Origin of the sequence: Natrinema sp. 74 (genome assembly GCF_046097095.1) — an archaeon.
GTDB lineage: Archaea > Halobacteriota > Halobacteria > Halobacteriales > Natrialbaceae > Natrinema.
The window spans coordinates 1,195,637-1,216,834 of sequence record NZ_CP175698.1 but is presented as its reverse complement, the minus strand read 5'-3'; the positions used below and the strand labels follow the sequence as shown (position 1 = coordinate 1,216,834).

22 protein-coding genes are annotated in these 21,198 nt (G+C 66.3%); 13 read left to right on the top strand and 9 right to left on the bottom strand.

The features are described 5' to 3' along the window. Window positions 1-151: 151 nt before the first annotated feature. Complete coding sequence (locus tag ACJ70B_RS06025; protein WP_408959511.1) at window positions 152-679, top strand: winged helix-turn-helix transcriptional regulator; 528 nt, start codon at window positions 152-154, stop codon at window positions 677-679. Window positions 680-741: 62 nt separating this feature from the next. Here the strand turns inward: ACJ70B_RS06025 and ACJ70B_RS06020 are convergent, their stop codons facing one another. Further along, window positions 742-1,758 carry an AI-2E family transporter gene (locus ACJ70B_RS06020; RefSeq protein WP_408959510.1) on the bottom strand — a complete coding sequence of 339 codons (1,017 nt, stop codon included), beginning with the start codon at window positions 1,756-1,758 and terminating at the stop codon, window positions 742-744. 117 nt (window positions 1,759-1,875) lie between these two features. Between ACJ70B_RS06020 and ACJ70B_RS06015 the strand changes: the two genes are divergently transcribed. Continuing rightward, window positions 1,876-2,613, top strand: a complete 738-nt coding sequence (locus ACJ70B_RS06015) for a DUF547 domain-containing protein (RefSeq protein ID WP_408959509.1) — start codon at window positions 1,876-1,878, stop codon at window positions 2,611-2,613. A gap of 24 nt (window positions 2,614-2,637) precedes the next feature. On the opposite strand, the gene ACJ70B_RS06010 is transcribed toward ACJ70B_RS06015, so the two are convergent. Next, window positions 2,638-3,345, bottom strand: a complete 708-nt coding sequence (locus ACJ70B_RS06010; protein WP_408959508.1) for an amphi-Trp domain-containing protein — start codon at window positions 3,343-3,345, stop codon at window positions 2,638-2,640. Between the two features lie 91 nt (window positions 3,346-3,436). On the opposite strand from ACJ70B_RS06010, the gene ACJ70B_RS06005 reads away from it, so the two are divergent. Then, on the top strand, window positions 3,437-4,237 hold the full coding sequence (locus ACJ70B_RS06005; protein WP_408959507.1) for an HNH endonuclease: 801 nt from the start codon (window positions 3,437-3,439) through the stop codon (window positions 4,235-4,237). A gap of 16 nt (window positions 4,238-4,253) precedes the next feature. Here the strand turns inward: ACJ70B_RS06005 and ACJ70B_RS06000 are convergent, their stop codons facing one another. From ACJ70B_RS06000 to ACJ70B_RS05985, 4 genes are all read right to left on the bottom strand, one after another. Further along, window positions 4,254-5,030, bottom strand: a complete 777-nt coding sequence (locus ACJ70B_RS06000; RefSeq protein ID WP_408959506.1) for a nucleoside phosphorylase — start codon at window positions 5,028-5,030, stop codon at window positions 4,254-4,256. Window positions 5,031-5,154: 124 nt separating this feature from the next. Beyond that, window positions 5,155-5,457: a HalOD1 output domain-containing protein gene (locus ACJ70B_RS05995; RefSeq protein ID WP_408959505.1), complete on the bottom strand. Its 303-nt coding sequence runs from the start codon at window positions 5,455-5,457 to the stop codon at window positions 5,155-5,157. Window positions 5,458-5,596: 139 nt separating this feature from the next. After that, window positions 5,597-6,481, bottom strand: a complete 885-nt coding sequence (locus ACJ70B_RS05990) for a carbohydrate kinase family protein (protein ID WP_408959504.1) — start codon at window positions 6,479-6,481, stop codon at window positions 5,597-5,599. 79 nt (window positions 6,482-6,560) lie between these two features. Further along, window positions 6,561-7,382 (bottom strand): DUF63 family protein, encoded by an 822-nt coding sequence (locus ACJ70B_RS05985; protein WP_408959503.1) that lies wholly within the window; start codon window positions 7,380-7,382, stop codon window positions 6,561-6,563. 173 nt (window positions 7,383-7,555) lie between these two features. Here ACJ70B_RS05985 and ACJ70B_RS05980 point away from each other — a divergent pair, with 173 nt between their 5' ends. The 8 genes from ACJ70B_RS05980 (at window position 7,556) to ACJ70B_RS05945 (ending at window position 17,867) form a co-directional block, all read left to right on the top strand. Continuing rightward, window positions 7,556-8,638 carry a tubulin/FtsZ family protein gene (locus ACJ70B_RS05980; protein ID WP_408959502.1) on the top strand — a complete coding sequence of 361 codons (1,083 nt, stop codon included), beginning with the start codon at window positions 7,556-7,558 and terminating at the stop codon, window positions 8,636-8,638. 53 nt (window positions 8,639-8,691) lie between these two features. Then, window positions 8,692-10,617 (top strand): glycoside hydrolase family 2, encoded by a 1,926-nt coding sequence (locus ACJ70B_RS05975; RefSeq protein ID WP_408959501.1) that lies wholly within the window; start codon window positions 8,692-8,694, stop codon window positions 10,615-10,617. 314 nt (window positions 10,618-10,931) lie between these two features. Next, window positions 10,932-11,813: a coiled-coil protein gene (locus ACJ70B_RS05970; RefSeq protein ID WP_408959500.1), complete on the top strand. Its 882-nt coding sequence runs from the start codon at window positions 10,932-10,934 to the stop codon at window positions 11,811-11,813. 797 nt (window positions 11,814-12,610) lie between these two features. Further along, the gene (locus tag ACJ70B_RS05965; protein WP_408959499.1) at window positions 12,611-14,002 is read left to right on the top strand and encodes a carboxylate--amine ligase; all 1,392 of its coding nucleotides are present in this window, start codon (window positions 12,611-12,613) and stop codon (window positions 14,000-14,002) included. 101 nt (window positions 14,003-14,103) lie between these two features. Further along, window positions 14,104-15,099, top strand: a complete 996-nt coding sequence (gene sppA / locus ACJ70B_RS05960; RefSeq protein ID WP_408959498.1) for a signal peptide peptidase SppA — start codon at window positions 14,104-14,106, stop codon at window positions 15,097-15,099. A 106-nt stretch (window positions 15,100-15,205) separates the two neighbouring features. Beyond that, a complete protein-coding gene (locus tag ACJ70B_RS05955) occupies window positions 15,206-16,531 on the top strand; it encodes a DUF373 family protein (RefSeq protein ID WP_408959497.1) in 1,326 nt (441 codons plus the stop codon). A gap of 48 nt (window positions 16,532-16,579) precedes the next feature. Continuing rightward, window positions 16,580-17,305, top strand: a complete 726-nt coding sequence (locus ACJ70B_RS05950) for a diphthine--ammonia ligase (protein ID WP_408959496.1) — start codon at window positions 16,580-16,582, stop codon at window positions 17,303-17,305. A gap of 94 nt (window positions 17,306-17,399) precedes the next feature. Then, on the top strand, window positions 17,400-17,867 hold the full coding sequence (locus ACJ70B_RS05945) for a ferritin-like domain-containing protein (protein ID WP_408959495.1): 468 nt from the start codon (window positions 17,400-17,402) through the stop codon (window positions 17,865-17,867). A gap of 62 nt (window positions 17,868-17,929) precedes the next feature. Here ACJ70B_RS05945 and ACJ70B_RS05940 read toward each other — a convergent pair whose 3' ends face one another. Together ACJ70B_RS05940 and ACJ70B_RS05935 are read right to left on the bottom strand one after the other, a co-directional pair. Further along, the gene (locus ACJ70B_RS05940) at window positions 17,930-18,628 is read right to left on the bottom strand and encodes a hypothetical protein (protein ID WP_408959494.1); all 699 of its coding nucleotides are present in this window, start codon (window positions 18,626-18,628) and stop codon (window positions 17,930-17,932) included. Between the two features lie 81 nt (window positions 18,629-18,709). Then, window positions 18,710-19,681 (bottom strand): sugar phosphate nucleotidyltransferase, encoded by a 972-nt coding sequence (locus tag ACJ70B_RS05935; protein ID WP_408959493.1) that lies wholly within the window; start codon window positions 19,679-19,681, stop codon window positions 18,710-18,712. A gap of 139 nt (window positions 19,682-19,820) precedes the next feature. Between ACJ70B_RS05935 and ACJ70B_RS05930 the strand changes: the two genes are divergently transcribed. Further along, on the top strand, window positions 19,821-20,111 hold the full coding sequence (locus ACJ70B_RS05930) for a transcriptional regulator (protein WP_408959492.1): 291 nt from the start codon (window positions 19,821-19,823) through the stop codon (window positions 20,109-20,111). 193 nt (window positions 20,112-20,304) lie between these two features. Then, window positions 20,305-20,670, top strand: coding sequence for a hypothetical protein (locus ACJ70B_RS05925; RefSeq protein ID WP_408959491.1), 366 nt, complete (start codon window positions 20,305-20,307; stop codon window positions 20,668-20,670). Here ACJ70B_RS05925 and ACJ70B_RS05920 read toward each other — a convergent pair. Further along, window positions 20,667-21,146, bottom strand: coding sequence for a Rieske (2Fe-2S) protein (locus ACJ70B_RS05920; RefSeq protein WP_408959490.1), 480 nt, complete (start codon window positions 21,144-21,146; stop codon window positions 20,667-20,669). The genes ACJ70B_RS05925 and ACJ70B_RS05920 overlap by 4 nt on opposite strands. Window positions 21,147-21,198: the final 52 nt, after the last annotated feature.

Below are 21,198 nucleotides of genomic sequence, written 5' to 3'. Positions count from 1 at the left end.
GAGCGCCACCGCATCGATCGTCCGTTCGGCAGACGCTTCGATGCGAGCCGTGAGCCGACCGTTCTCGGCCGTTGGGAACGCGGTGAACCCGTTATATGCACCTGGCCGCTAGCTATCGGTACGTCCGCCCGCAGGGCGACCAGGGGTTACGATGACTGAGACGCGACAGGAGATCAGGACACACGTCGGTTCGAACGCCGGTATCCACTTCAACGAACTCGTCAGGGAGTCCGACTTCGCGCCAGGACAGGTCCAGTACCACGTCCGTCGGTTGCTCGAGAACGATCGGCTCGTCCGCGAGGAGTTCTACGGCCGGACCCACTACTATCCGCCGGCATACGACGAGTGGGAGCGAGCCGCACTGGCGCTGTTCCGCCGGGAGACCGCCCGCGAGATCGTCGTCTACCTGCTCGAACACGAGTCGGCCGCGCCGGCCGACATCGCCGACACGCTCGAGATCGCTCGCAGCACGCTCGAGTACCACGTCGACCGACTGGTCGACCACGAGATCGTCACGAAACGGTACGACGAGCGAAACCGCGTCGCCCTCGCACTCGCCGATCCGACGGCGACGGGGCGACTGCTGACGACGGTGACGCCGACGGTTCCGGATCGGCTCGTCGATCGGTTTACGCGACTCGTCGACGAGGTGCTTTCCGGGACGTCCGACACCCGATAGGACGGTCGCGACGGTCGGCCGTGTTACGGTCGCTCGGCTACGACGGGGGCGACCGAACTCCGTCACTGCAGTCCCGGTTCCGTTAGCTGGTTGTAATGTTCTCGCATCACGTTCAGCGTCGCGATTAGCGCGCCGAGGACGACCGGACCGTAGAACAGTCCCATGACGCCGAACGCGTAGACACCGCCGAGAACACCGAGAATGATAACCGCGGGATTGAGGTCGGCGTAGCGGTCGACGAGGATCGGCCGGAGATAATCATCCGAGAGGCCGACGACGACCATGCTGTAGGCAAAGAGCGCCGTCGCGAGAAACGGCTCGCTCGTCGCGAAGAGGTAGACGACGGCCGGTCCCCAGACGAGAAACGAGCCGACCAGCGGAATCAGCGAGAGGATGATCATGACGACCGTCCAGAACGCGGCGTTTGGCACGCCGGTCGCGACCAGTCCGAGGCCGGCGATGACGCCCTGAATGATCGCGATCAGCACGTGGCCTGCGAGGACCGCCCACATGACCGCGTCCAGTTGCCGGTAGAAATCGTCCTGTGCCTCGTCCGGCAGCGGCGTCAGCTCTCGAATCCAGGCGAGCAGTTCGCTCCCATCCTTGAGCAGATAGTACAGCAGGAAGACCGCGACGCCCAGCCCGACGATGGTGTGAGTCAGCGCGCCGACCCATGCGGTCGATTGCTCGAGGATCATTCCGCCGATACCCTGTGCGGAGTCGGCCAGCGTCGCCGTCAGATCGACGCTCACGCCGGTTCGCGTCTCGATAAGGCGCTCGAGCTCGGCCGTCTGAAACGCTTCAGCGTCGGCGTTCTCGACGAGCCGCCGGGCGTCGCTGGCGACCGCGGCGACGATGACGAACAGCGGGACGACGACGCCGGCGACCGCGAGGACGACGAGCGCGAACGCGGCGATCCGCGGCGAGACTCGCCCCTCGAGACGCTCCTGTGCCGGATAGAGGATGTACGCGACGAGGATCGCACCGAGGACGTACTGGAAGAAGGGGAGGACGAGTAACAGCGAGAGGTACGCGAAGACCCCGACAAGGACGAACAGAAACCCCTTACTGAGATTCACGGTTGGTATCTCTCCGCTCGAAAGAATAAAACCACCTATCCTACCTATCTCTCGTACTGACTGTCGTCTGAAGCCGTCACACGCCTTCAAGGGCCTGGTTGGCGAACTCATACTTGAATGTCGACCCAGCTCGATCCGCTTTCGCTCTCGGCCGATCTCTTGTTTACGGTCAAGACCGAGGGTGACGCCGATCAGTTGCGAGAGCGACTCGCGACCCTCGAGCAATCACACTTAGAGCGGGCACTCGCCGGCCGTGAAGGCAAACTCGCGTTCTGGCTCAACTGTTACAACGCCTACGCCCAACTCCTCTTGGAGGAACGAGAGCCCGATCTACTCGAAGGTGGATTCCTCGACCGCTGGAAGTTCTTCGGTCGCGATCGGGTTCCCGTCTGTGGCGTCTGGCTGAGTCTCAACGACATCGAGCACGGGCTGCTCCGCAGTTCGAAACATCCCTGGGGATTTGGCTACATCCCGCGACTGTTTCCCTCGTCGTTCGAGCGGGAATTCCGGCTCGAGGAGTGCGATCCGCGGATTCACTTCGCGCTGAGCCACGGAGCCGACCACTGCCCGCCGATCGCGGTCTACTCGCCGCGTGATGTCGACGAGGAACTGGACATCGCCATCGAGTGGTTCTTAGAGGAGAACGTTTCGTACGATCCCGAGGCCGAGACGGCGACGGTCCCGCGACGCTTCCGGACGTATCGCGGCGATTTCGGCGGCCGGCGCGGCATCGTCTCGTTCCTCCGAGAGTACAACGCCGTCCCACCGGACGTGTCGCCGTCGCTCGAGTACGAACAGGTCGACCGGTCCGCGGAGCTCGAGGTCGATCTCGAGGGCGAAGACGTTCGGCCGTAACGCCGCCCGATCGACCGCCGGTGCTCACCGCTCACCGCGACGCTCGACGGTCGCCGTCGCGGCGCTTCGCATCACGCTTCGCGCCGCCCGCTCGGCGTTCGACCGCGAGACGTATCCCTCGCCGCTGTCGGCGACGATGTTGCCGTTCCAGTGGACCAGCCGCCAGCGCCACTCGCCCGCCGTGTCCTCGTAGACCTCGAAGCGACTCCGCCGGCCGTCGTCATCCGGCCGGTCGTCGTCCGTCGTCTCAGAGCCCGTGCTCTGGACCGCCGCTGGTTCGTCTTCGCCTTCGGTGGCGCTCCCTGGTGGTTCGTCCTCGCGTCCACCGCGACCCGCGACGTCTGCCGGCGACATCACGGCCGCCGCCGGGCTCACGTCGGTCGCGTCCGACCGGTCACCGCGGTCGTCGTCGGAAGCAGCGCGGTCGTCCGCGTCGCGGTCGGCGATCCGAACGCTCGAGCCGTCGGGGTCGTCCCACTCGAGATCGATCTCCAGTTCGCCGACCGGCGGCTCCGAATCGGCGTCGCGTTCCGCCTCGAACTCGGCGACGACGCCCCGCGGGACCGCGAGGCTGACCATCTGTTCGTCGCCATCGAGCCGGATCGGGCGGCCGGCATCGAAGGCGTCTGCGAACTCGCGGAAGACCGCTGCGAGCTCTTCGCGGTCGTACGCACGCTCGAGTTCGAACTCCGTTACGTCCGGTCGATCGGAATCCGCCGGCGAATCGGTCATACGAAGACTACGACCGACTGCGAGTTAGTATTTCGCACGGTTACGCCGTCGCGCCGGTGCGTTTTTGGTGTCGGCCTGTCTTCGCTCGCCCGTGACTTCCCCCGACCGCCACGCCGATCGAGCGGCGGTGTTCGACCGCGACGACCGGCGCTGTCGACACTGCGCGACGGACGGCGACGACGAATCAGTGACGCTTCGACTCTACTCCCTCGACGACGGCCCGGCTGCCGACTCCCACGAGAGCGGTCTCGTCACCGTCTGTGACGACTGCGCTGCGCTCCTCGAGTCCGCGCCCGAACCGGTGTCGATGGCGAACGACGACCTCTTTCGTCTCGTGCGAGACGCGACGGGCGTTCAGAGCGCGACGATTTCGGATATCGCCGGCTTCGCGTCGCTTGCGACCTCGCTCCCCGAGACGCTCGCGTCGGCGGTCGACGACGGAACCGGCGCGGACCTCGACGACTCGATCGACGAGTTCCGCCGCGCCCGCCGTGACGTCTCGCTCGCGCTCGATATCGTCGACGCTCGGCTCGAACGCATCGCCGCGCTCGAGTCGGCCGCCGATTCCGACGTTCAGCCGCCGCTTGCGGCGTTTTCGGAGACGGCGGCAGACCTGCAGTCGGACCTCCGCCGAGTTATCGAACTCGGCGAGACGGTCGCGACCGGGCTCGAGCGCTGCCACGGCTGTTTCGACGCGCTCGAGGGCGATCGCGGAACGTGTCAGACCTGCGGACTCGCCGTCCGCGAGACGGCCGACTGGCGCGACGACGACGAAACGCTCGCGTTCGATCGGCTGTTCGCGACGATCAACGAGACGTTACGGGCGGCCTCGACGACGACCGAGATGCTGACCGATCGGACGATGACGCTCGCAGAACGGCTCACGGCGTAACGCGTAACGGCCGAACTCAGCAGTCGGTAGCCGCCTCGAGCGCGATGTCGATCGCACGGCCGACGTTATTCTTCGCCTTGTCCGGGAGTTCGTCGTCTTCGGTGTCCGTTCCCTTCTGGGTGCCTTCGACGAGGTTGCCGTCGACGGTACAGATCGCGCCGGCGCGAAGGCCCCGTCGCCGGGCCAGCGAGAAGATGGCGGCGGCCTCCATCTCGACGGCGAGTAAGCCGGCGTCCTCCCAGTCATCGACGGTCGCACCGGTCTCGGCGTAATAGGCGTCGTCCGAGGCGATGGGACCGACGTGTACGTCTTCGTCTCCGCTCACGGTTTCACTGGTCGCGCTATTCGCGGCCCACTGGGCCGCGTGCGCTTTGGCGGAATCGACCAGCGCCGACAGCACGTCGTAATCCGGCACCGCGGGGTACTCGACGGCCTCGTACCGCTTACTCGTCCCTTCGTTTTTGGCCGCGCCGGTCGCAACGATCATGTCGCCGATCTCGATGCCCGACTGGAGCGCCCCGGTCGTCCCGACGCGGATGAACGTCTCGACGCCGACGTTGGCTAGCTCCTCGATGGCGATGGCGGCGGAGGGACAGCCGATGCCCGTCGAACAGATCGTCAGCTCTCGGCCCTCGTAGGTGGCGTTGACGACCTTGTACTCGCGGTTACGTGCGATCGTCTCCGACTCGTCGCAGTGGTCGGCGATGCGATCGACTCGTCCCGGATCGCCCGGAATGAGCGCGATGTCGGTCAACTCGCCGTCCTCGACCAGCAGGTGTGGCTGCGTCGCCATATCGTCGCGTTCCGCGAGCGGCGAGAAAAAAGATTCGAGGAAAGGCCGAGGTGCTGGGACCGCGTCGGCGATCCTCGACGCCACCCCCGGCTCCCATGCTCGCCCGTCGATCGAGATGTCCCGGTCAGTCGAGCGGACACACGTCGATGCGCTCGGGTCGGATCGTAACCACCGCGTCGTCGGTCTCGAACCCGACGGTCCCTTGCGTTCTGGAACCACCGCGGTTCGTCTCGGCGAAGAGACTGTCGAGTGCGTCCGGGTCGATATGGTCGTACAGCTGCGTACTGGCCGCAGTGACGTCATCGCCGTGATACTGTGCCAGCGCCATCGCAGCGGCGATACTGGGCGGTTCGTCCGCACGTCGCTCGTACCGGATGCGCCGTCTGATGTCGCATCCATTAGGCTCGTTTACCCTTCCTTCCGTCATGTCTCTCAGTCACGAGATCGTGACCGTTCACTCGATTTCGCAACGGCGCTGCGTATATAGCTACCGTCAGACAGCATCCGGTGAGAACCGCATGACGGCAGTCCGATCGGCCGTGTCTTTGCGGCCGCCGAAACACCGGTCACGACCGGCGGTCGAGCACGCTGTCGATCGCCGCTCTCGTCGGCGCGCTCCGGGCCCCGTCGCGGTTCGCGGTCAGCGCGCCACAGGCGTTTCCGTATGCCAGCGCACGGTCGATCTCCCCGTCCTCGAGCCACGCCGCGAGAAAGCCCGCCGCGAAGGCATCGCCCGCGCCGGCCGTGTCGACCGGATCGACGTCGAAACCGGGGTGGACGGTCTCACCATCCGGCGCGTACGCTTTCGCGCCGTCGGCCCCGCGGGTGACGATGACGAGGCGATCGTCGGTGATCGCCTCGAACTGGTCGACCTCGAGTGCGCCGGCCTCCCGATCGGTCAGAAACACGACGTCGGCGAGCGCGAGCGTCTCGCCGTAGTCACGGTCCCCGAACCGGCGGCCGGGATCGAAGCTGACGCTGATACCGGTCTCGCTTGCGAGCTGTGCGATCGCGGCGGCCGTGTCGGGCCGCTGGCCGGTCAGGTGGACGTGGTCGGCCGCGCGAATCCGAGCCGGCTCGAGGTCGGCGGGCGCGACGGCCTCGTTGACGCCGTCGTTGCCGAGAATCGCCACGTCGCCGGCCCCATCGACGAGCAGGTACTTCACCGCCGTCGCGGCGCTCTCGACCACCCGCACGCCCGACAGCGAGACGCCTGCGGCTTCGAGTTCGCGGCGGGCGAGCAGGCCGTTATCGTCGTCACCGACGCTGCCAATCAGGCTCGTCTCGACCTCGAGAGCGGCCAGCGCGGCGGCGACGTTGGCGGCGCTGCCGCCGCCGGACTGGCGCTGCGAGTGGATCGCGGCCTCGCCGTCGGCCGCGGGGAGCCTGTCGACGCGGAGGGTTACGTCCCAGTTGACGTGGCCGGCCGCGAGCACCGAGACCCGATTCATTGCACGACTAGAGAGGGACGATATCGGCCGGGAAAAACCTAGGTACCGGAGCACGACGGCCGCGCGAAGAGGTGACGGATCAGCCGACGACGAACAGCAGCGTGTTGTGGATGGCCGGTCCGAGCCCGACCGCCGCGACTAGTGCGAGGATCGTCCGGGCCTGCTGGGGCCGTTCGTCGACGTACTCCCGGAAGAGGCCGAGAATGACCAGCGCAAGGACGACCTTGACGAGGACGAACAGCCAGCCGGCACCGATGTATTCGGCGGTCGGCAGCGCCTCGCCCGCCTCGAGGATCACGAGCGACAGTGGCACGCTCTCACTGACACCGAGGACGTCGTAGCCAACGGCGGTTGTGACGCCGTCCAGTGCGTGGCCGAAGACGACGAGCGCGCCGGTCGCGCCCGTCGTCGCCGCGACGTCGGTAAACCAGAGACTCAGCGCGACCCAGGCGATGGCGGTGACGATACCGGCGGCGACGACGGCGATGACCGGCCAGAACGGTTCGAGCGTGTCCGTCTGGACGGTACGAAAGATCGCGATCATCGCGAAGACGGTGAAAAACGCCGTGCCGGCGATCCCGACGAAGCGCGGTATCGTCGGCTGAAGTCCGCCTATATGGAGGAAGACCGCGATTATCCAGGCGATCCCCGCGATGACCGCCGTCACCGCGTAGACCAGCGGTGAACTAAACAGGGCTTCGATACTCGCCGGAAACGCACCTATCTTATAGAGGACGTGGAGAGTCGCGCCGAACATCATCCACGGCGCGAACGCGATGACCGTGCGATCGGTGACCGGCGGCTCGATCGCCCACAGCAGTGCGATGACACTCCCCAGAATAACGACGACCGGAACCACCAGGTACCACGGCGGGATGACGAACCCCTCGGGTAACACCATAGGGGGAATAGCACACACCAGTGACTAACACTTTCCGATTATCGGCACTGTCTGGGGTAGCACCTCTGGCGCACCTGTTTGCCGAGTGAGCGATGTGAACGCCGCCTCAGACGAGCGGATCGACGTCTCGAATCACCGGAACGTTCAACACGCCCTACTCACATGAGAGAGATATGAAAGTCGCCCTGATCGGAGTCGGTCAGGCCGGTGGGAAGATCACCGAACGGCTCGCCCGGTTCGACGCTGACATGGGCTTTGGAGCCGTGCAGGGTGCACTGGCCGTCAACTCCGCGAAACCTGATCTCCAGTCTCTCCAGTACGTCGACACGCAGCTGATCGGTGCCGACCGCGTCAACGGCCACGGCGTCGGCGGCGACAACGAACTCGGGACCGAAGTAATGCAGTCTGACATCGAGCAAGTGCTTGGCTCGCTCGACGGCCGCGTCACCTCGAAAGCCGAGGCGATCTTCGTCGTCGCCGGTCTCGGTGGTGGCACCGGCAGTGGCGGCGCGCCGGTGCTAGTCCACAACCTCCAGCAGGTCTACGACGTCCCCGTCTACGCCCTCGGCGTTCTGCCGGGGCGCAACGAGGGGGCCCTCTATCAGGCCAACGCCGGCCGCTCGCTGAAGACCCTCTTGCGAGAGGCCGATTCGACGCTGCTGATCGACAACGACGCCTGGCACGAGCAAGGCGAGAGCGTCGAAGGTGCGTTCGAGACGATCAACGACCGCATCGCAAAGCGCGTCGGCCTGCTGTTCGCCTCCGGGGAGGCCGTCGAGGGCGTCGGCGAAAGTGTCGTCGACTCGAGCGAGGTCATCAACACCCTCCGTGCGGGCGGCGTCGCGGCGCTTGGCTACGCGACAGAGATCGCAAGCGAGGACAGCGGCGAGAACATTCGGACCGCGATGACCGTCGCGCGGCAGGCGCTGTTGACCGGGACCAGCCTGCCCGACGCCACGACGGCCGACTCGGCGCTGCTGGTCGTCGCGGGGCAACCCGAGGCGATCCCCCGCAAGGGCGTCGAGCGGGCCCGACGGTGGCTCGAGGACGAGACCGGTAGCATGCAGGTCCGCGGTGGGGACTTCCCGCTCGACAGCGATCGGCTGGGCGCGCTGGTGTTACTCGGCGGAGCGGAGCGCTCCGATCGCATACAGGCGTTCATGGAACGCGCTCGGGAGGCCACGGAGGCCCAGCAGTCGGAATCGACGGACCACGCGGCGGCGTTCGAAGACGACCGACTCGAGGACCTCTTTTAGCCGCCTCTGAAACGTCGGAAGGGCTTTTTACCCCCGGTTCACTCACAGTGACAATGACCGAGGAGTGGACCGGTGGCATCGTCACGGACCGCAGCGGTGACGGCCCGCCCGTCGTCGAGGAGTGGCGGTCGGTGTCGGTTCCCGGACGGCCCGCCGCGTTCGCCGACGAGGGGCCGATCGCCTACCGAACGACGTTCGCCGATCCCCGAAGCGACGCGACCGAACGGGCGCTGCTCGAGCTCTGCGGGGCCTACGACCGCGCGACGATCTGGCTAAACGGGACGCGACTGGCGACCCACGACCCACACTTCGTCCCCGTTCACCTCGAGTTCGAGCCCGAGCCTGAAAACGAGTTGATCGTCGTCTGCGAGCGCCCCGAGTCCTTCGCGGGGATTTACGAGACCGATGCGGTCCCTACCGGCGTCGGGACGCCCGGTATCTGGTGGGGCGTCGCGATCGAGTCCCGACCCGCGACGTTCCTTCGACGCTTCGAGGCGCGACCTCGGCCGGAGGCGAGTACGGACACAGCCAAGACCGCGAACGCGGCGGCCGAATCCACCGCGGGCGACGTGACCACCGACGGCGCGGGGGCCGCGATCGACGTCACGCTCGAGATCGACGCCGGGCGAGCGATCGACGACGCGGTGACGCTATCGGTCCGGCCCGAGGGGTTCCGCGGCGGCGCGTCGATGGAGCGACTTCCGGTCGCCGCCACCGCGGGCGAGCGAACGACGGTGTCGAAGACGATCCCGATCCGACAACCGTCGCTGTGGTGGCCACGCGAGTACGGCCCGCAGAGCCGGTACACGATCCAGGCGACACTCGGGGGCGACACACTCGAGCGGACCGTCGGCCTCCGAACGGTCAAGCGCGACGCGGATGGCCTGCTGGTCAACGGCCGGCGCGTTCGAGCCCGCGGGTTCACGCGGCTCCCCGGCGGCGATCCCCGCGAAGACGTCGATCGGGCCGTCGAGGCCAACGCGACGGTGCTTCTCGCCCGCGCGCACGTACCACCGCACGCCCTCTACGAGGCCTGCAACGAGGCGGGTCTCCTCGTCTGGCAGGATTTGCCCGCTTGCGGCCACGAGCTCCCGGTCGAACGGGGGGCCGAACTGGCGGCGGCGATCGCCGACGAATACGGCCGGCATCCGAGCCTCGCGATGTACGGCGTGTGGGATCGGCCGACGGACCCGTTTGTAGAGCCCCTCGGGAGCGGTCTGCTCTCGAGACTCCGCTTTCGCTATCGCGCGTGGCGAACGTCGGTCGATCACGGTCCCGCCGACGAGGTCACCGACGCGTTTCCCGACGATCGCCCCGTCGTGGCGACGACCGGTGTGCCGGGGACCGGCGCGGACGCCGCCAACCTCGCGCTCGGCTGGCAGTACCTCGCGGCCGACGATATCGACTGGCTGCTCGATACCTATCCCTCGCTTGGCGACCTCGTCGGCGGGTTCGGTGCCGGCTCGCTCGTGGACGACGACGCCGATCCGGCGGCCGTGGCGGGGCTCGACGCAGCCCTGCTCGAGCGTCGGACGACCGACGCCGAGGGGTCACAGCGCGAGCAGGCGCGAACGCTGAAGACGGTCGCGGAGGGGCTCCGCCGACGTGGCTGTGGCGTCCTCGCGGCGTCGACGATCCGGGACACCGCGACGGGCGGCGGGATGGGCGTCCACACCGTCGACGGCGAGCCCAAACCTGCCGCCGAGGCGATCGCCCAGTCGTTCGAACCCGTTCAGGCCGTCCTCGACGGGCCAGCCCGCTCCGGAACGATCGGCATCACCCTCTGTAACGACACCGACGACGCCCTCGAGGCGATCGTCGGCTGGCAGGCCGGCGAGAACACGGACACCGAACGGGTCAGCGTCGACCCCTTCGAGACGGCCGCCGCCGGGTCGGCGCGGATTCCGGCCGACGCCGAACGGGTCGTCCTCGAGGTTGGGATCGCCGACCGGCGGATCCGCAACCAGTACTATTTATAAGTATTACGCGTCGTGTGCCATCCCCCAGCATGGCAAGACGAGGTCCCTGCGAACCGGTTTCAGGGGGTTGGTGACCGGTACATTTAAATTACAAGGGCCAGTAGTCACGGTTACCAGAACGCCGCCGGGGCGCGTATCGCTCGACGATCGATGACAGGAAATCTTATTCACCGAGGTTTCGCAGATCGTGAGCGCTCGCTCCGAACGGCCGGGCGGCCGTCAATCGATCCTCTTCGTTCGATACTCGACGAGGGGTTCGTACGAGCCGTCCGACCGGTTCCCCGGTGCGGGTATGGCACAGAGGTTTGAGTAACATGGTAGACGAATCGAAGAACATCGAACTGACAGAGGACGACTTAGAAAACAAATCGAAGGGACAGCTCATCAAGATGGCCGGTCAGCTGCGAGACCGGCGAAACGAGCTGAACCAGATGGCTTCCGAGCGCGCTTCCAAACGCGACGACCTCAACGCGAAGACCCGCGAGAAGGTCGACGAGGCCCAGGAACACCGCGAGAAGCGCGACGAGCTCAACGAGCAGGTCCAAGAGCACAAAGAGAGCCGCAACGAGCTCAACGCGGAAGCCAACGAGCTGTTCGACAAGGTCGAGCAGCTCAAATCGGACATGGAGCTCGACGAGGGCAAGGACCTCGAGGAACTCGAGGAGGAGATCGAAGAACTCGAGTTCAAACAGCAGACCGAGGTCCTCTCGAGCGAGGACGAGAAGGAGCTCATCGAGAAGATCGAGTCCAAGCGCGAGGAGTACGAAGAGCGCAAGCAGAAGCTCGATCAGAACGAGGACTTAGAAGAACTCGTCGAGGAAGCCGAGGAAGTGCGATCGGAAGCCTCCCAGCACCACCAGAAGGTGACTGAGCTCGCGGACAAGGCTCAGGAACACCACAATCAGATGATCGAGGCCTATCGCGAGGCCGACGACATCCGCGACGAGGCCGACGAGATGCACGAGAAGTTCGTCGAAGCCCAGGAAGCCGCCGACCGCCACCACGAGGACTTCGTCCGCGTCCAGAAGCGCCTGCGCGAACTGGACAAGAAAGAAGAAGAAGAGCGCAAGTCCGAGCGTGACAAGAAAAAGGAGGAGGCCAAGGAAGAGGCCGAGGAGATCTATCAGAAGTTCAAGGAGGGCGAAACCTTAGACACCGAGGACCTGATGAAGCTCCAGAAAACGGGGCTGCTGTAAGCCGATCTCGTCTACCGCGGTTTTTCCCGTTGTTCGGGATTCGACGGCGGACGCCTAACGGAACCGGCACCGCTCCGGCATAACCGGACGGCCGTTTGAGCGACCCACGGATCACAGCGTGCGCGTAGCGAACCGATCGTTCGTCAGAACTGGAATTTCTACTCGGCCGAACGCACCGATCGCCTGTTAGTCTCGAGTCCGTTTTCATCGCCCGCGAACCGAGTGGCACTGTTTCTATCTAGACACGCGTATTCGACGCGACCGACCAGGGCGATGAGCCACCGACCCGGTCGATCGAAACCCTGACCGCTCGAGCACGACTCGCCGAACGGTACGCGGCGCTCGAGTATTGCCATCACTGAACGTCACTGCACACCTGCTCACTGGCTGGCATTGCGACCAGTGTAGAACTCGTTTCAGTGGCTACTATCGGTCGATGGAGGGCTATCGTCGGCCGCGAGGTAATCGCCGCCGTCCTCGAGACCGTCGTCGCGACGCCGGTCGACCGGACCGATACGTGCGGGCGCTTCCAAAGCGGTTCGTCGACGCGGACGAGACATGGTGGTAGCCGGTTCCTACGTCGGAACGGCCGGCGGTAGGCCCATCGATATCGCGTTCGTTCGCGTGTTCGACCTGCAGGCCGGTCGGACAGTCGGGTGTACGGCCGACGGAGAACCCACATCGAGCACCGTGTATTCGATGCCTACCACCGTGTATCTGCGGCCAACTCGGTTCGGGAACCCGTGGCGCACAGTATTCGATCTATAACAATGGAACCAGATCCACTCCCATGGGTCATGAAACGTTCCAGGGACGACGCAAGCGTGGTCGTGCCGGGGATCGACGCGCCGAGTACCGTCGCCTGCCTCCGCTCCCTTCGACCGCGCGGCGTCCGCACTATCGTCGGCTCCGAGTCGCTGTCGACTCCGGCGGCCGCCTCGTCGCACCGAGACGAGTTCGTTGCTCTCCCGGATCCCGCGACCGATCTCTCTGCCTACGGCGACGCGTTGCTCTCGCTCGCCGAGCGCCCGGACGTCGAAACGATCGTCCCCGTTCGTGAGGAAGACGTCTACGTCCTCGCGGATCGGAAGGACGCGTTCGCCGACGAAATTGCGACGCCGTGGCCCGAGTTCGAGACCCTCCGCCGAGTGCAAGACCGCGTCGACCTATTCGAAGCTGCCGACGCCGCCGGCGTCGGAGCACCCGCGACAGCCCTCCTCGACGACTGGGACGACTGGGATCGCGAAACGATCGTGAAACCGCGCTACACCGTGGCGGCACCCGCGTATCTCGGTCCGACGTTCGATCGCGCCGAGATCGGCTCGACCGAGTACCAGCACCCGGGGACGCGGCCCGATCCGGCGGCGGCGGTCGAGACGCGCGGTCACGTGCCGCTCGTCCAGGAGCGGATCTCGGACCCGAGGGAGTTCGGCTTCTTTGCGCTCTACGATCGTGGCGAGCCGATCGCGACCTTCCAGCACTGCCAGCGCCGGGGCTGGGAGTACTGCGGCGGCCCCAGCGCCTATCGGGAGGCGGTCTACATCCCGGAACTCGAGACTGCGGGCCGCGCCCTGCTCGACGAACTCGAGTGGCACGGCCTCGCGATGGTCGAGTTCCTCCGCGATCCCGCCGACGGTGAGTTCAAACTGATGGAGGTCAATCCGCGCTTTTGGTCGTCACTGCCGTTTTCCGTTCGCGCGGGCGCGGACTTCCCGTACTACTACTGGCGGCTGGCGACCGACGAGCCGATGCCGTCGGACCCGACCTACGAGGTCGGAATGGGCGGCCACCTGCTGCGGGGCGAACTCAGCTACCTCCACAGCGTGGCGACCGAGGAGTACCCGCTCGTCGAACGCCCGGCGCTGGACGAGGCCGTGCGGGACGTCGCTGCGTCGCTCGTCCGTCACCCCCGGTTCGATTACGCCGTTCCCGACGATCCGGTGCCGTTCTTTCAGGACGGCGTCAACCTCGTGCGGGCGTGGCTCGAGAGCGCGACGACGGCGGATTCCTCGGCGGAACCCGGGGTCGCCGTGAGCACCGAGACCGATGCTGCGGCCGAGGGCGACTCCGAACGCGACCCCACCGGAGACGGTGCGGACGCGACCGATACGGGCCTGGCCGCGGACGGTGATCCGACGCGGTCGGCCCAGACCGACGGCGGCTCGCCATCCGACTCGCGCCGGTCGTAGCGCCCGCCGGCACGGAATTCCGGCAGTACGATCGGTGACCGCCAACGCTTAACGGGATCCCCTTCCAGATACCGATATGCTTTCGACTCGAGGTGGACGCCGTGGTCAGTAGTGAGGGTATCGGCCGACTCGCGATCGTCGTCGTCGGGACGCTCGCGTTCGCGCTCGTCGGCGTCGGCCTGTTCGTCGTCTATCCGGCGACGCTGGCGGAGCTATTGGGCGTGCTCCTTGCGCTCGTACTCGCACTCGTCGGTCTCCGACTCGCGGGCAACGCGGCCGGCTCCGTGTTCCCGGGCTACGACGTCGCCGAGGTCACCGTTGAGGGGCCGATCAGCCGCGACGGCGGCGGCGGTCGCTTTCCCACGAGTCCGGGTTCGACGCCGGCCGACGACATCGTCGACCAGATCGATCGCGCGAACGACGACGACAACGTCCGGGCACTCCTCCTGAAGCTCAACACGCCCGGCGGCGAGGTCGTGCCCAGCGACGACATCCGGCTCGCGGCCCAGCGGTTCGACGGGCCGACGATCGCTTACGCGACCGACGTCTGTGCCAGCGGCGGCTACTGGATCGCCAGCGGCTGTGACGAGCTCTGGGCTCGCGAGGGCTCCATCGTCGGCTCGATCGGTGTCATCGGCTCGCGGATCAACGCGAGCGACCTCGCCGAGAAGGTCGGCCTCTCCTACGAGCGCTTTGCCGCCGGCGAGTACAAAGACGCCGGCACCGCGCTCAAGGAACTGGACGAGGACGAACGCGCGTACCTGCAGGGACTGATCGACGACTACTACGACACCTTCGTCGAGCGGGTCAGCGACGGCCGCGACCTCGACGCGGAGTTCGTCCGCGACACCGAGGCACGGATCTACCTCGGCGAGGAGGCCGACGACATGGAACTCGTCGATCACCTCGGTACGCGCCGCGAGATCGAAGCCGAACTGGCGGACCGACTCGAGGTCGACGACGTGACCGTCGAGGAGTTCGAACCGAAGCGGCCGCTGATGGCCCGAGTCGGCGCGGGTGCCCAGCGGGTCGCGTACGCGTTCGGTGCCGGGATCGCCGGCCTCGGCGACGGGCGCGGCTTCCGGCTGCGAAGCTAAGTTGGCGGTCGACCGCGCTCGCGGACGGCCGTGTGACCGCCGAGCGTGCGAGACTGTCTCGAACGAGTAAGTGGTTTTATCGTCGCACGGAACCCAACGCCTATCCGTGACAACGCTGGTCGTCTGCCTCGACCGGACCGACGACGTGGGCCGCAAGACCGGCCTCCGATCGCCGGTCGTCGGCTGGGAGGCAGTCCGCGCGCTCGTGACCGATGTCGGCCTCGCGGATCCGGAGGACTCGGGAGTGAACACGTTACTCGAGTCGCTGCGCGTCGCACAGAACCTGCGCGACGAGAACGAGGAGGTCGTCGTCGCGGTCGTTTCGGGGGACCGAGAGTCGATGGTGTCGGCCGACCGGGCGGTCGCCGAACAACTCGACGACCTCATCGCCGACTACGACCCCGAGTCGGCCGTCGTCGTGACCGACAGCGCGGAGGACGAGCGGTTGATTCCGATCGTCGAGAGCCGAGTTCGGGTCGATTCGGTCGACCGCGTCGTCGTCCGACAGGCCCGCGACATCGAATCGACCTACTACCTGCTCAAACAGTTCCTCGCAGACGAGGAACTGCGCCAGACCGTGCTCGTGCCGATCGGGCTGGCGCTGCTGGTCTTTCCAATGCTGGCGACCACCGTTGGTCCGGCGACGGGCGCGGCCGCGATCACCACAGTCATCGGCCTGTTCCTGCTCTACAAGGGATTCAACGTCGACGAGCTCTTGACGCGGTTCGCCCATCAGACGCGGGAGTCGCTGTATTCCGGGCAGGTGTCGGTCGTCACCTACGTGGTCGCGGCCGGACTGACGCTCATCGGGTTGTTCGTCGGCGCGCTCGGCGTCTCGAACCTCGGCGATACGCCAGGTGTGGTGATCCCGGCAACGCGGTTTGCCTTCGACAGCATCCCCTGGCTCGCGATGGCCGCGCTGACCGCGAGCGCCGGCCGGCTCCTCGACGAGGCGATTGGCGAGGACCCGATCCGGACGTCCTTCCTCAACCTGCCGTTTATCGTCCTCGCCGTCGGGCTGGTCGTCCGCGGCTTCTCCGCGTACTTCCTCGAGCAACAGGACGTGATCGAGCCGTTCGTCGTCCCGGCGGCCGAACTCGGCGTCGTCTCGAACGAACGGTTCGTCATGGGTGCCGGCGAACGCCTCGCGCTCTTCGTCGTCACCGCCATCATCGTAAGCCTCGTCGGTGCGCGAGTCGCCTCGGCCTTCAGCGGCTCGAGCGAGGCCGTGGAACGGGGAGACGGCGGCTCGGACGCAGGAGCCGCAGCCGGTGGGACCGGCGCTGACACCGACCTCGAGGCCGCCCGCTCGGCCGACGAGACCGCCGACCCTGAGACCGAGCGGGGACTGGACCGGACCGATCCCGAACTCACCGACGGCGGGGCCGATCCGAACGCGGATTCGGACGCCTCTCGAGACCCGCCTCGCTGAGCCATCCGGACTCGGTATCCCTTTACCCGCGCCCGCCCACGCCCGACCATGAGCGATGCAGACGGCGCGTGGGTGAGCCTCTTTTCGGGCGGCAAGGACTCCGCGTGGGCGCTGTACCGAGCGCTCGAGCGCGGGCTCCCGGTCGAGCGACTCGTCACGGTCCACCCCGCGGGCGACTCGTACATGTACCACGTCCCTGCGACGGACCTAGCCGCGCTGGCGGCCGAGAGCATCGGGATCGAACTCGTCGACGTCGAACCGGACGACTTCGGAGCCGACGCGGCGACCGACTCGAGCACGCAGGGCGATGACGAACTCGAGCCGCTCGAGGCCGCGCTCGCGACCCTCGAGCGCGACCTGCCGGGCGGGGTCGCGGGCGTCACGGCGGGAGCCGTCGAGAGCGAATACCAGACGAGCCGCATTCGAGGGATGTGCGACCGCCTCGGCTGCGAGCTCTTCGCCCCGCTGTGGCAGGAAGACCCGCGGGAGCTGGCTGACGCGATGCTCGAGGCCGGCTTCGAGATCGAGATCATTCAGGTCGCGGCCCACGGCTTGGACGAGTCGTGGCTCGGTCGGACGCTCGACCGCGAGGCCATCGCCGATCTCGAGGCGCTCAACGACGAGTACGGCGTCCACATCCTCGGCGAAGGCGGCGAGTTCGAGACGCTGGTCGTGGACGGGCCGCACATGGATCGGCGGATCGACCTCGAGTATGAGCGCGAGTGGGACGGAACGCGCGGGCGGTTGCGGATTACGGATGCAGCGCTATCGTGAAGAGCGAAACGACGAGTGCGATCGGGAAACGGTGGGGAGTGACGTTTCGAATGACGGGCGAACCGCTTTGCGCGTCCCCGCTGACGTTGCGTCCATGATCGAGAGCGACCGCGATCTGTTCGTCCGAGAGCTCAGGAAACTCTACCACATCGAGCGCGAACTCGAGGACCTCCAGTCTGGGCTGGCCGAGGCCGCGACTGACGAGGATCTCGAGGACTTTTTTATGGGCCACAGCGAGCGGACGACGGAACAAATCGCCCGGCTCGAGCCGATCTTCGACGGAGTGGGAGCCGAGCCCACCCCACTCGAGAACGCGGCGCTCGAGGGGCTGCGCACCGACCGCGAGGACCTCGTCGAGGACCTCGAGGACCCGGTGCTCGGCGATCTCGTCGAGACGGAGTTGGGTCGGGGGATCGAACGCCTCGAGATCACGAAGCTCGAGACGCTGCTGGCGCTCGCCGATCGGATGGAGCTGCCCGACGAGATCGTCGATCCGCTCGAACAGACCAAGACGGAGGCCGAAACCGGCCTCGAACGGCTGCGAGAGCTGACCGCGGTATAAGAGCAATGAGAGCAATGGGTCGGCGTCACAGCGACGGTCGATACCGCGGCGGCCCGACGCGTTCACTGCGCCTCGAGCGCGGCGTCGCGGTCCTCGGGGTCGGTGTGGGTCCACCACGCGATGCGATCGAGTTCGAGCGGGGTGTACCCGGAGACGAACGCCAGCCACTCGCAGGAGGCGATCGTCCGTCGGTCGGTCGCGGTATCGATCGGCGATGACTCGAGGTCGGCGTCGACGGCCTCGAGCAACCGTTCGATCGTGGGGCCTGGCCTGACGGTGTCGACGCCGGCCAACTGGCGCAGGTACTGAAACGTCGACGGGCCAACGCCCGAAATCGCTCCGATCGGGTCCTCTTCGTACCGATAGTGGTCCGCCGTCGCGGCCCACCCGACGAGCGCGGCCAGCGCGTCGTCAGCGGGCCGGTCCGCGAGGACGCGTGCGGTCTCGAGGAGCACACGCCGTTTGCGCTGCGCTCCGAGGGCCTCGACCAGGTCGTCGTCCTCGAAGTCGACCTCGGCGAGAGCCGCCAGCGAGTCGACCCGATCGGTCGCGAGGAAGGCGGCGCGAAACCGTTCGACGGCCGGTTTGATGCCGTCGACGAACCCTTGGCCAGTCGACGCGGCGGCGGCCTCGGCGATCAGCAACAGCGGCTCGTCACCGGTCCAGCGTCGGTACTCGCGAAAGTCTCGTGCAAGCCCGTCGTAAGGCGCGTCATCGGCGTAGGGCTCGAGCACCGCTCGAACGGCCGGATCGGAGTGCATACGCGTCGTCCCCACGCATCACACGGGAGACCTATAGCTGTGTCGACCGGATCGATCCACACGAATAGTCGGTGACTGGGTCTACTCCGAGCCGTTCGTGATCGTCGTATGGGCACCGATCAGCGCCCCCGCGAGGTCGAGATCCTCGATATGGGTCCCCTGATCGATGATCGAGCGACGGATGTCGCCGTTGCGGACCGTCGCGTCCGGGAAGATGACCGTGTGTTCGAGGTTGGTCCCCTCGAGAGTGGCGTCGGCCATCACGTGGACGTTTTCGCCGATCGTGGCACCGTCAAGCGTCGCGGAGTCGGCGACGAGCGACTCGCCGTCCAGATGCCAGGCGACGGCGTCGAGGTAGCTCTCCGGAGTACCGATGTCGAACCACGCGCCCTCGAAGGTGTAGGCGTAGGTGTCCTCGCGGTTCTGGAGCCACTGGACGAACCACCCCGGCTCGTCGGGGTTGTTGCCGTCCTCGAGGTAGGTCGGCAGCAGGGAAAGCGAGTCCTGCGGGAACGCATAACAGGCGATCGAGACGAGCGTGCTCTTGGGGTCGTCGGGTTTCTCCTGAAAGTCGACGACCCGGTCGCCCTCGAGGTCGACCAGTCCGTAGGACTTGGCCTTCTCGCGGGAGCCGACGTCGTAGGCGGCGAGCGTGGGCGCGTCGTGGTCCTCGAAGTAGTCGAGGAAGTCGGAGACGGCGAAACTAATCAAGTTGTCGCCAGCGATGACCAGCAGATCGTCGTCGACGTTCTCGCGGTCGATCAGCTGGGCGAGCGCGCCGACGACGCCGAACTTGTCGTCTTCCTCGGTCGTTTCCTCGACCGAGAGCTGGGGCTTGTCGAACTCGCTGTCAGCGAGGTGGGCCTCGAAATCGGGGGCGAACCGCTCGTTCGTGCTGACGTAGACAGTTTCGATGCGATCGTCCGCTTCGAGTTCCGCGAAGATGCGATCGATGACGGTCGATTCGCCGATCGGGAGGAACATCTTGGGCCGATGTTTGGTTATCGGCCACATACGCGTCGCGTACCCGCCTGCAAGGACGACGGCCTTCATGGACCGGTGTTCGCCAGCGGGGTGTAAGTCACTTACCCTTTCAGTGACCCGACTGGAAGTCCCCCGGTGTCCCGACACGCGGTTTCGAGGGCGGGCGGACAGAGCAAACGGTAAACGCACGAGCGCCGTGACTGGACGTATGCGCAAAGCCGACGAAACGACGCGACAGCGACTCGCTGACGTTCTCCGTGACGAGCCGGCGACGCCGACTGAACTGGCTGCGCAGTTCGATCTAACGCCGCACGCGGTGGTCCGCCACGTCGAACACGTCTCTCGATCGGTTGACGGCACCGACGAACAGTTGCTTGTCGCACCGCCGACATGCCGAGACTGCGGTTTCGACGACTACGACGATCTCTTGAACCTCCCCTCGCGGTGCCCCGATTGCAAGAGCGAGTCGATTGACGAACCGACGTTCACTATCGAGTAACGCCGTCAACGTTCATCCGTTGCTGACTCTCAGTATTAGTTGACAATTCTCAGGTAAATCCGATACTAATATTTACGGTGCAGCAGAGAGACTGATACGAACCCTCGAGCGAGCGGCAGCGTCTAGCTTCATTGACTGCGGGTATCGTCTCCGTCGTTTGACGTCGTCGCTCGACTCGAGGACTCGAGCACCCATGACTTCCGAATCTAACTCGGAGTTCGACGCGGTCGAGTTCGTCCAACGACTGCTCGACTGGCTCGACGGCGACGAGCGCGACGCGTCGGGCGAATCGCTCGATGACGCGTTCGCCCTGCTGGCCGACCAGCGGCGGCGGTTGCTGCTCGAGGTCATGCGAACCTACGAGGAGGAGTTGACGCTCCCCGACGCGGCCGAGGAAGTCGCCGTCCGCGAAACGGGTCACGACGTGACGAACATCTCGGCCGAACGGGTCACCGAGGTCTATCTCTCACTGTATCACGACCACCTCCCGCGGCTGGTCGACGCCGGCCTCCTCGAGTACGATCAAGAGCGGGATCTGGTCGCCCCCGACGCGGTCTAGAACTCGACGTTCGAGGTCGAGGTCCGATCGAAATCGTCGTCCTCGATCGGGCCCGTTCCGACGAACTCGTAGCTACCGTCGGTCAGATAGACGTCACCGTCGGCGACGCTCACCTCGAGTTCGGTGAGGTAGGCCCCCTCGCAGGGGCCGAACGTGCACTCGCCGGAATCGGCCTCGAAGTAGGCGCCGTGGTTCGCACAGACGAGTTCGCCGTCTCGCATCGGCGCGCCCGACCCCTTGTCTAGCTTGATGTGCGTGAGATGCTGGCAGTAGTTGAGCCAGCAGGCGACGTGGTCCGTTTCGGCGGGTCGCTCTCCGCCGTCCGTCTCGGCGGTCGATTCGCCGCCGTCCGTCGCCGCCGGGTCGGTCCTGACGAGGATCGCTTCTCGAACCTCGCCCGCGTCGTCGGTCACGCGAAAACAAACCGTCGAGTCGTCGGGCACCTCGGAGAGCGCCGTAATCCGTCCTGCGTCCATCACGCCCCGGTTATCGATCGGCCGCCCTGAACGTTACGCCACCGAACGGACA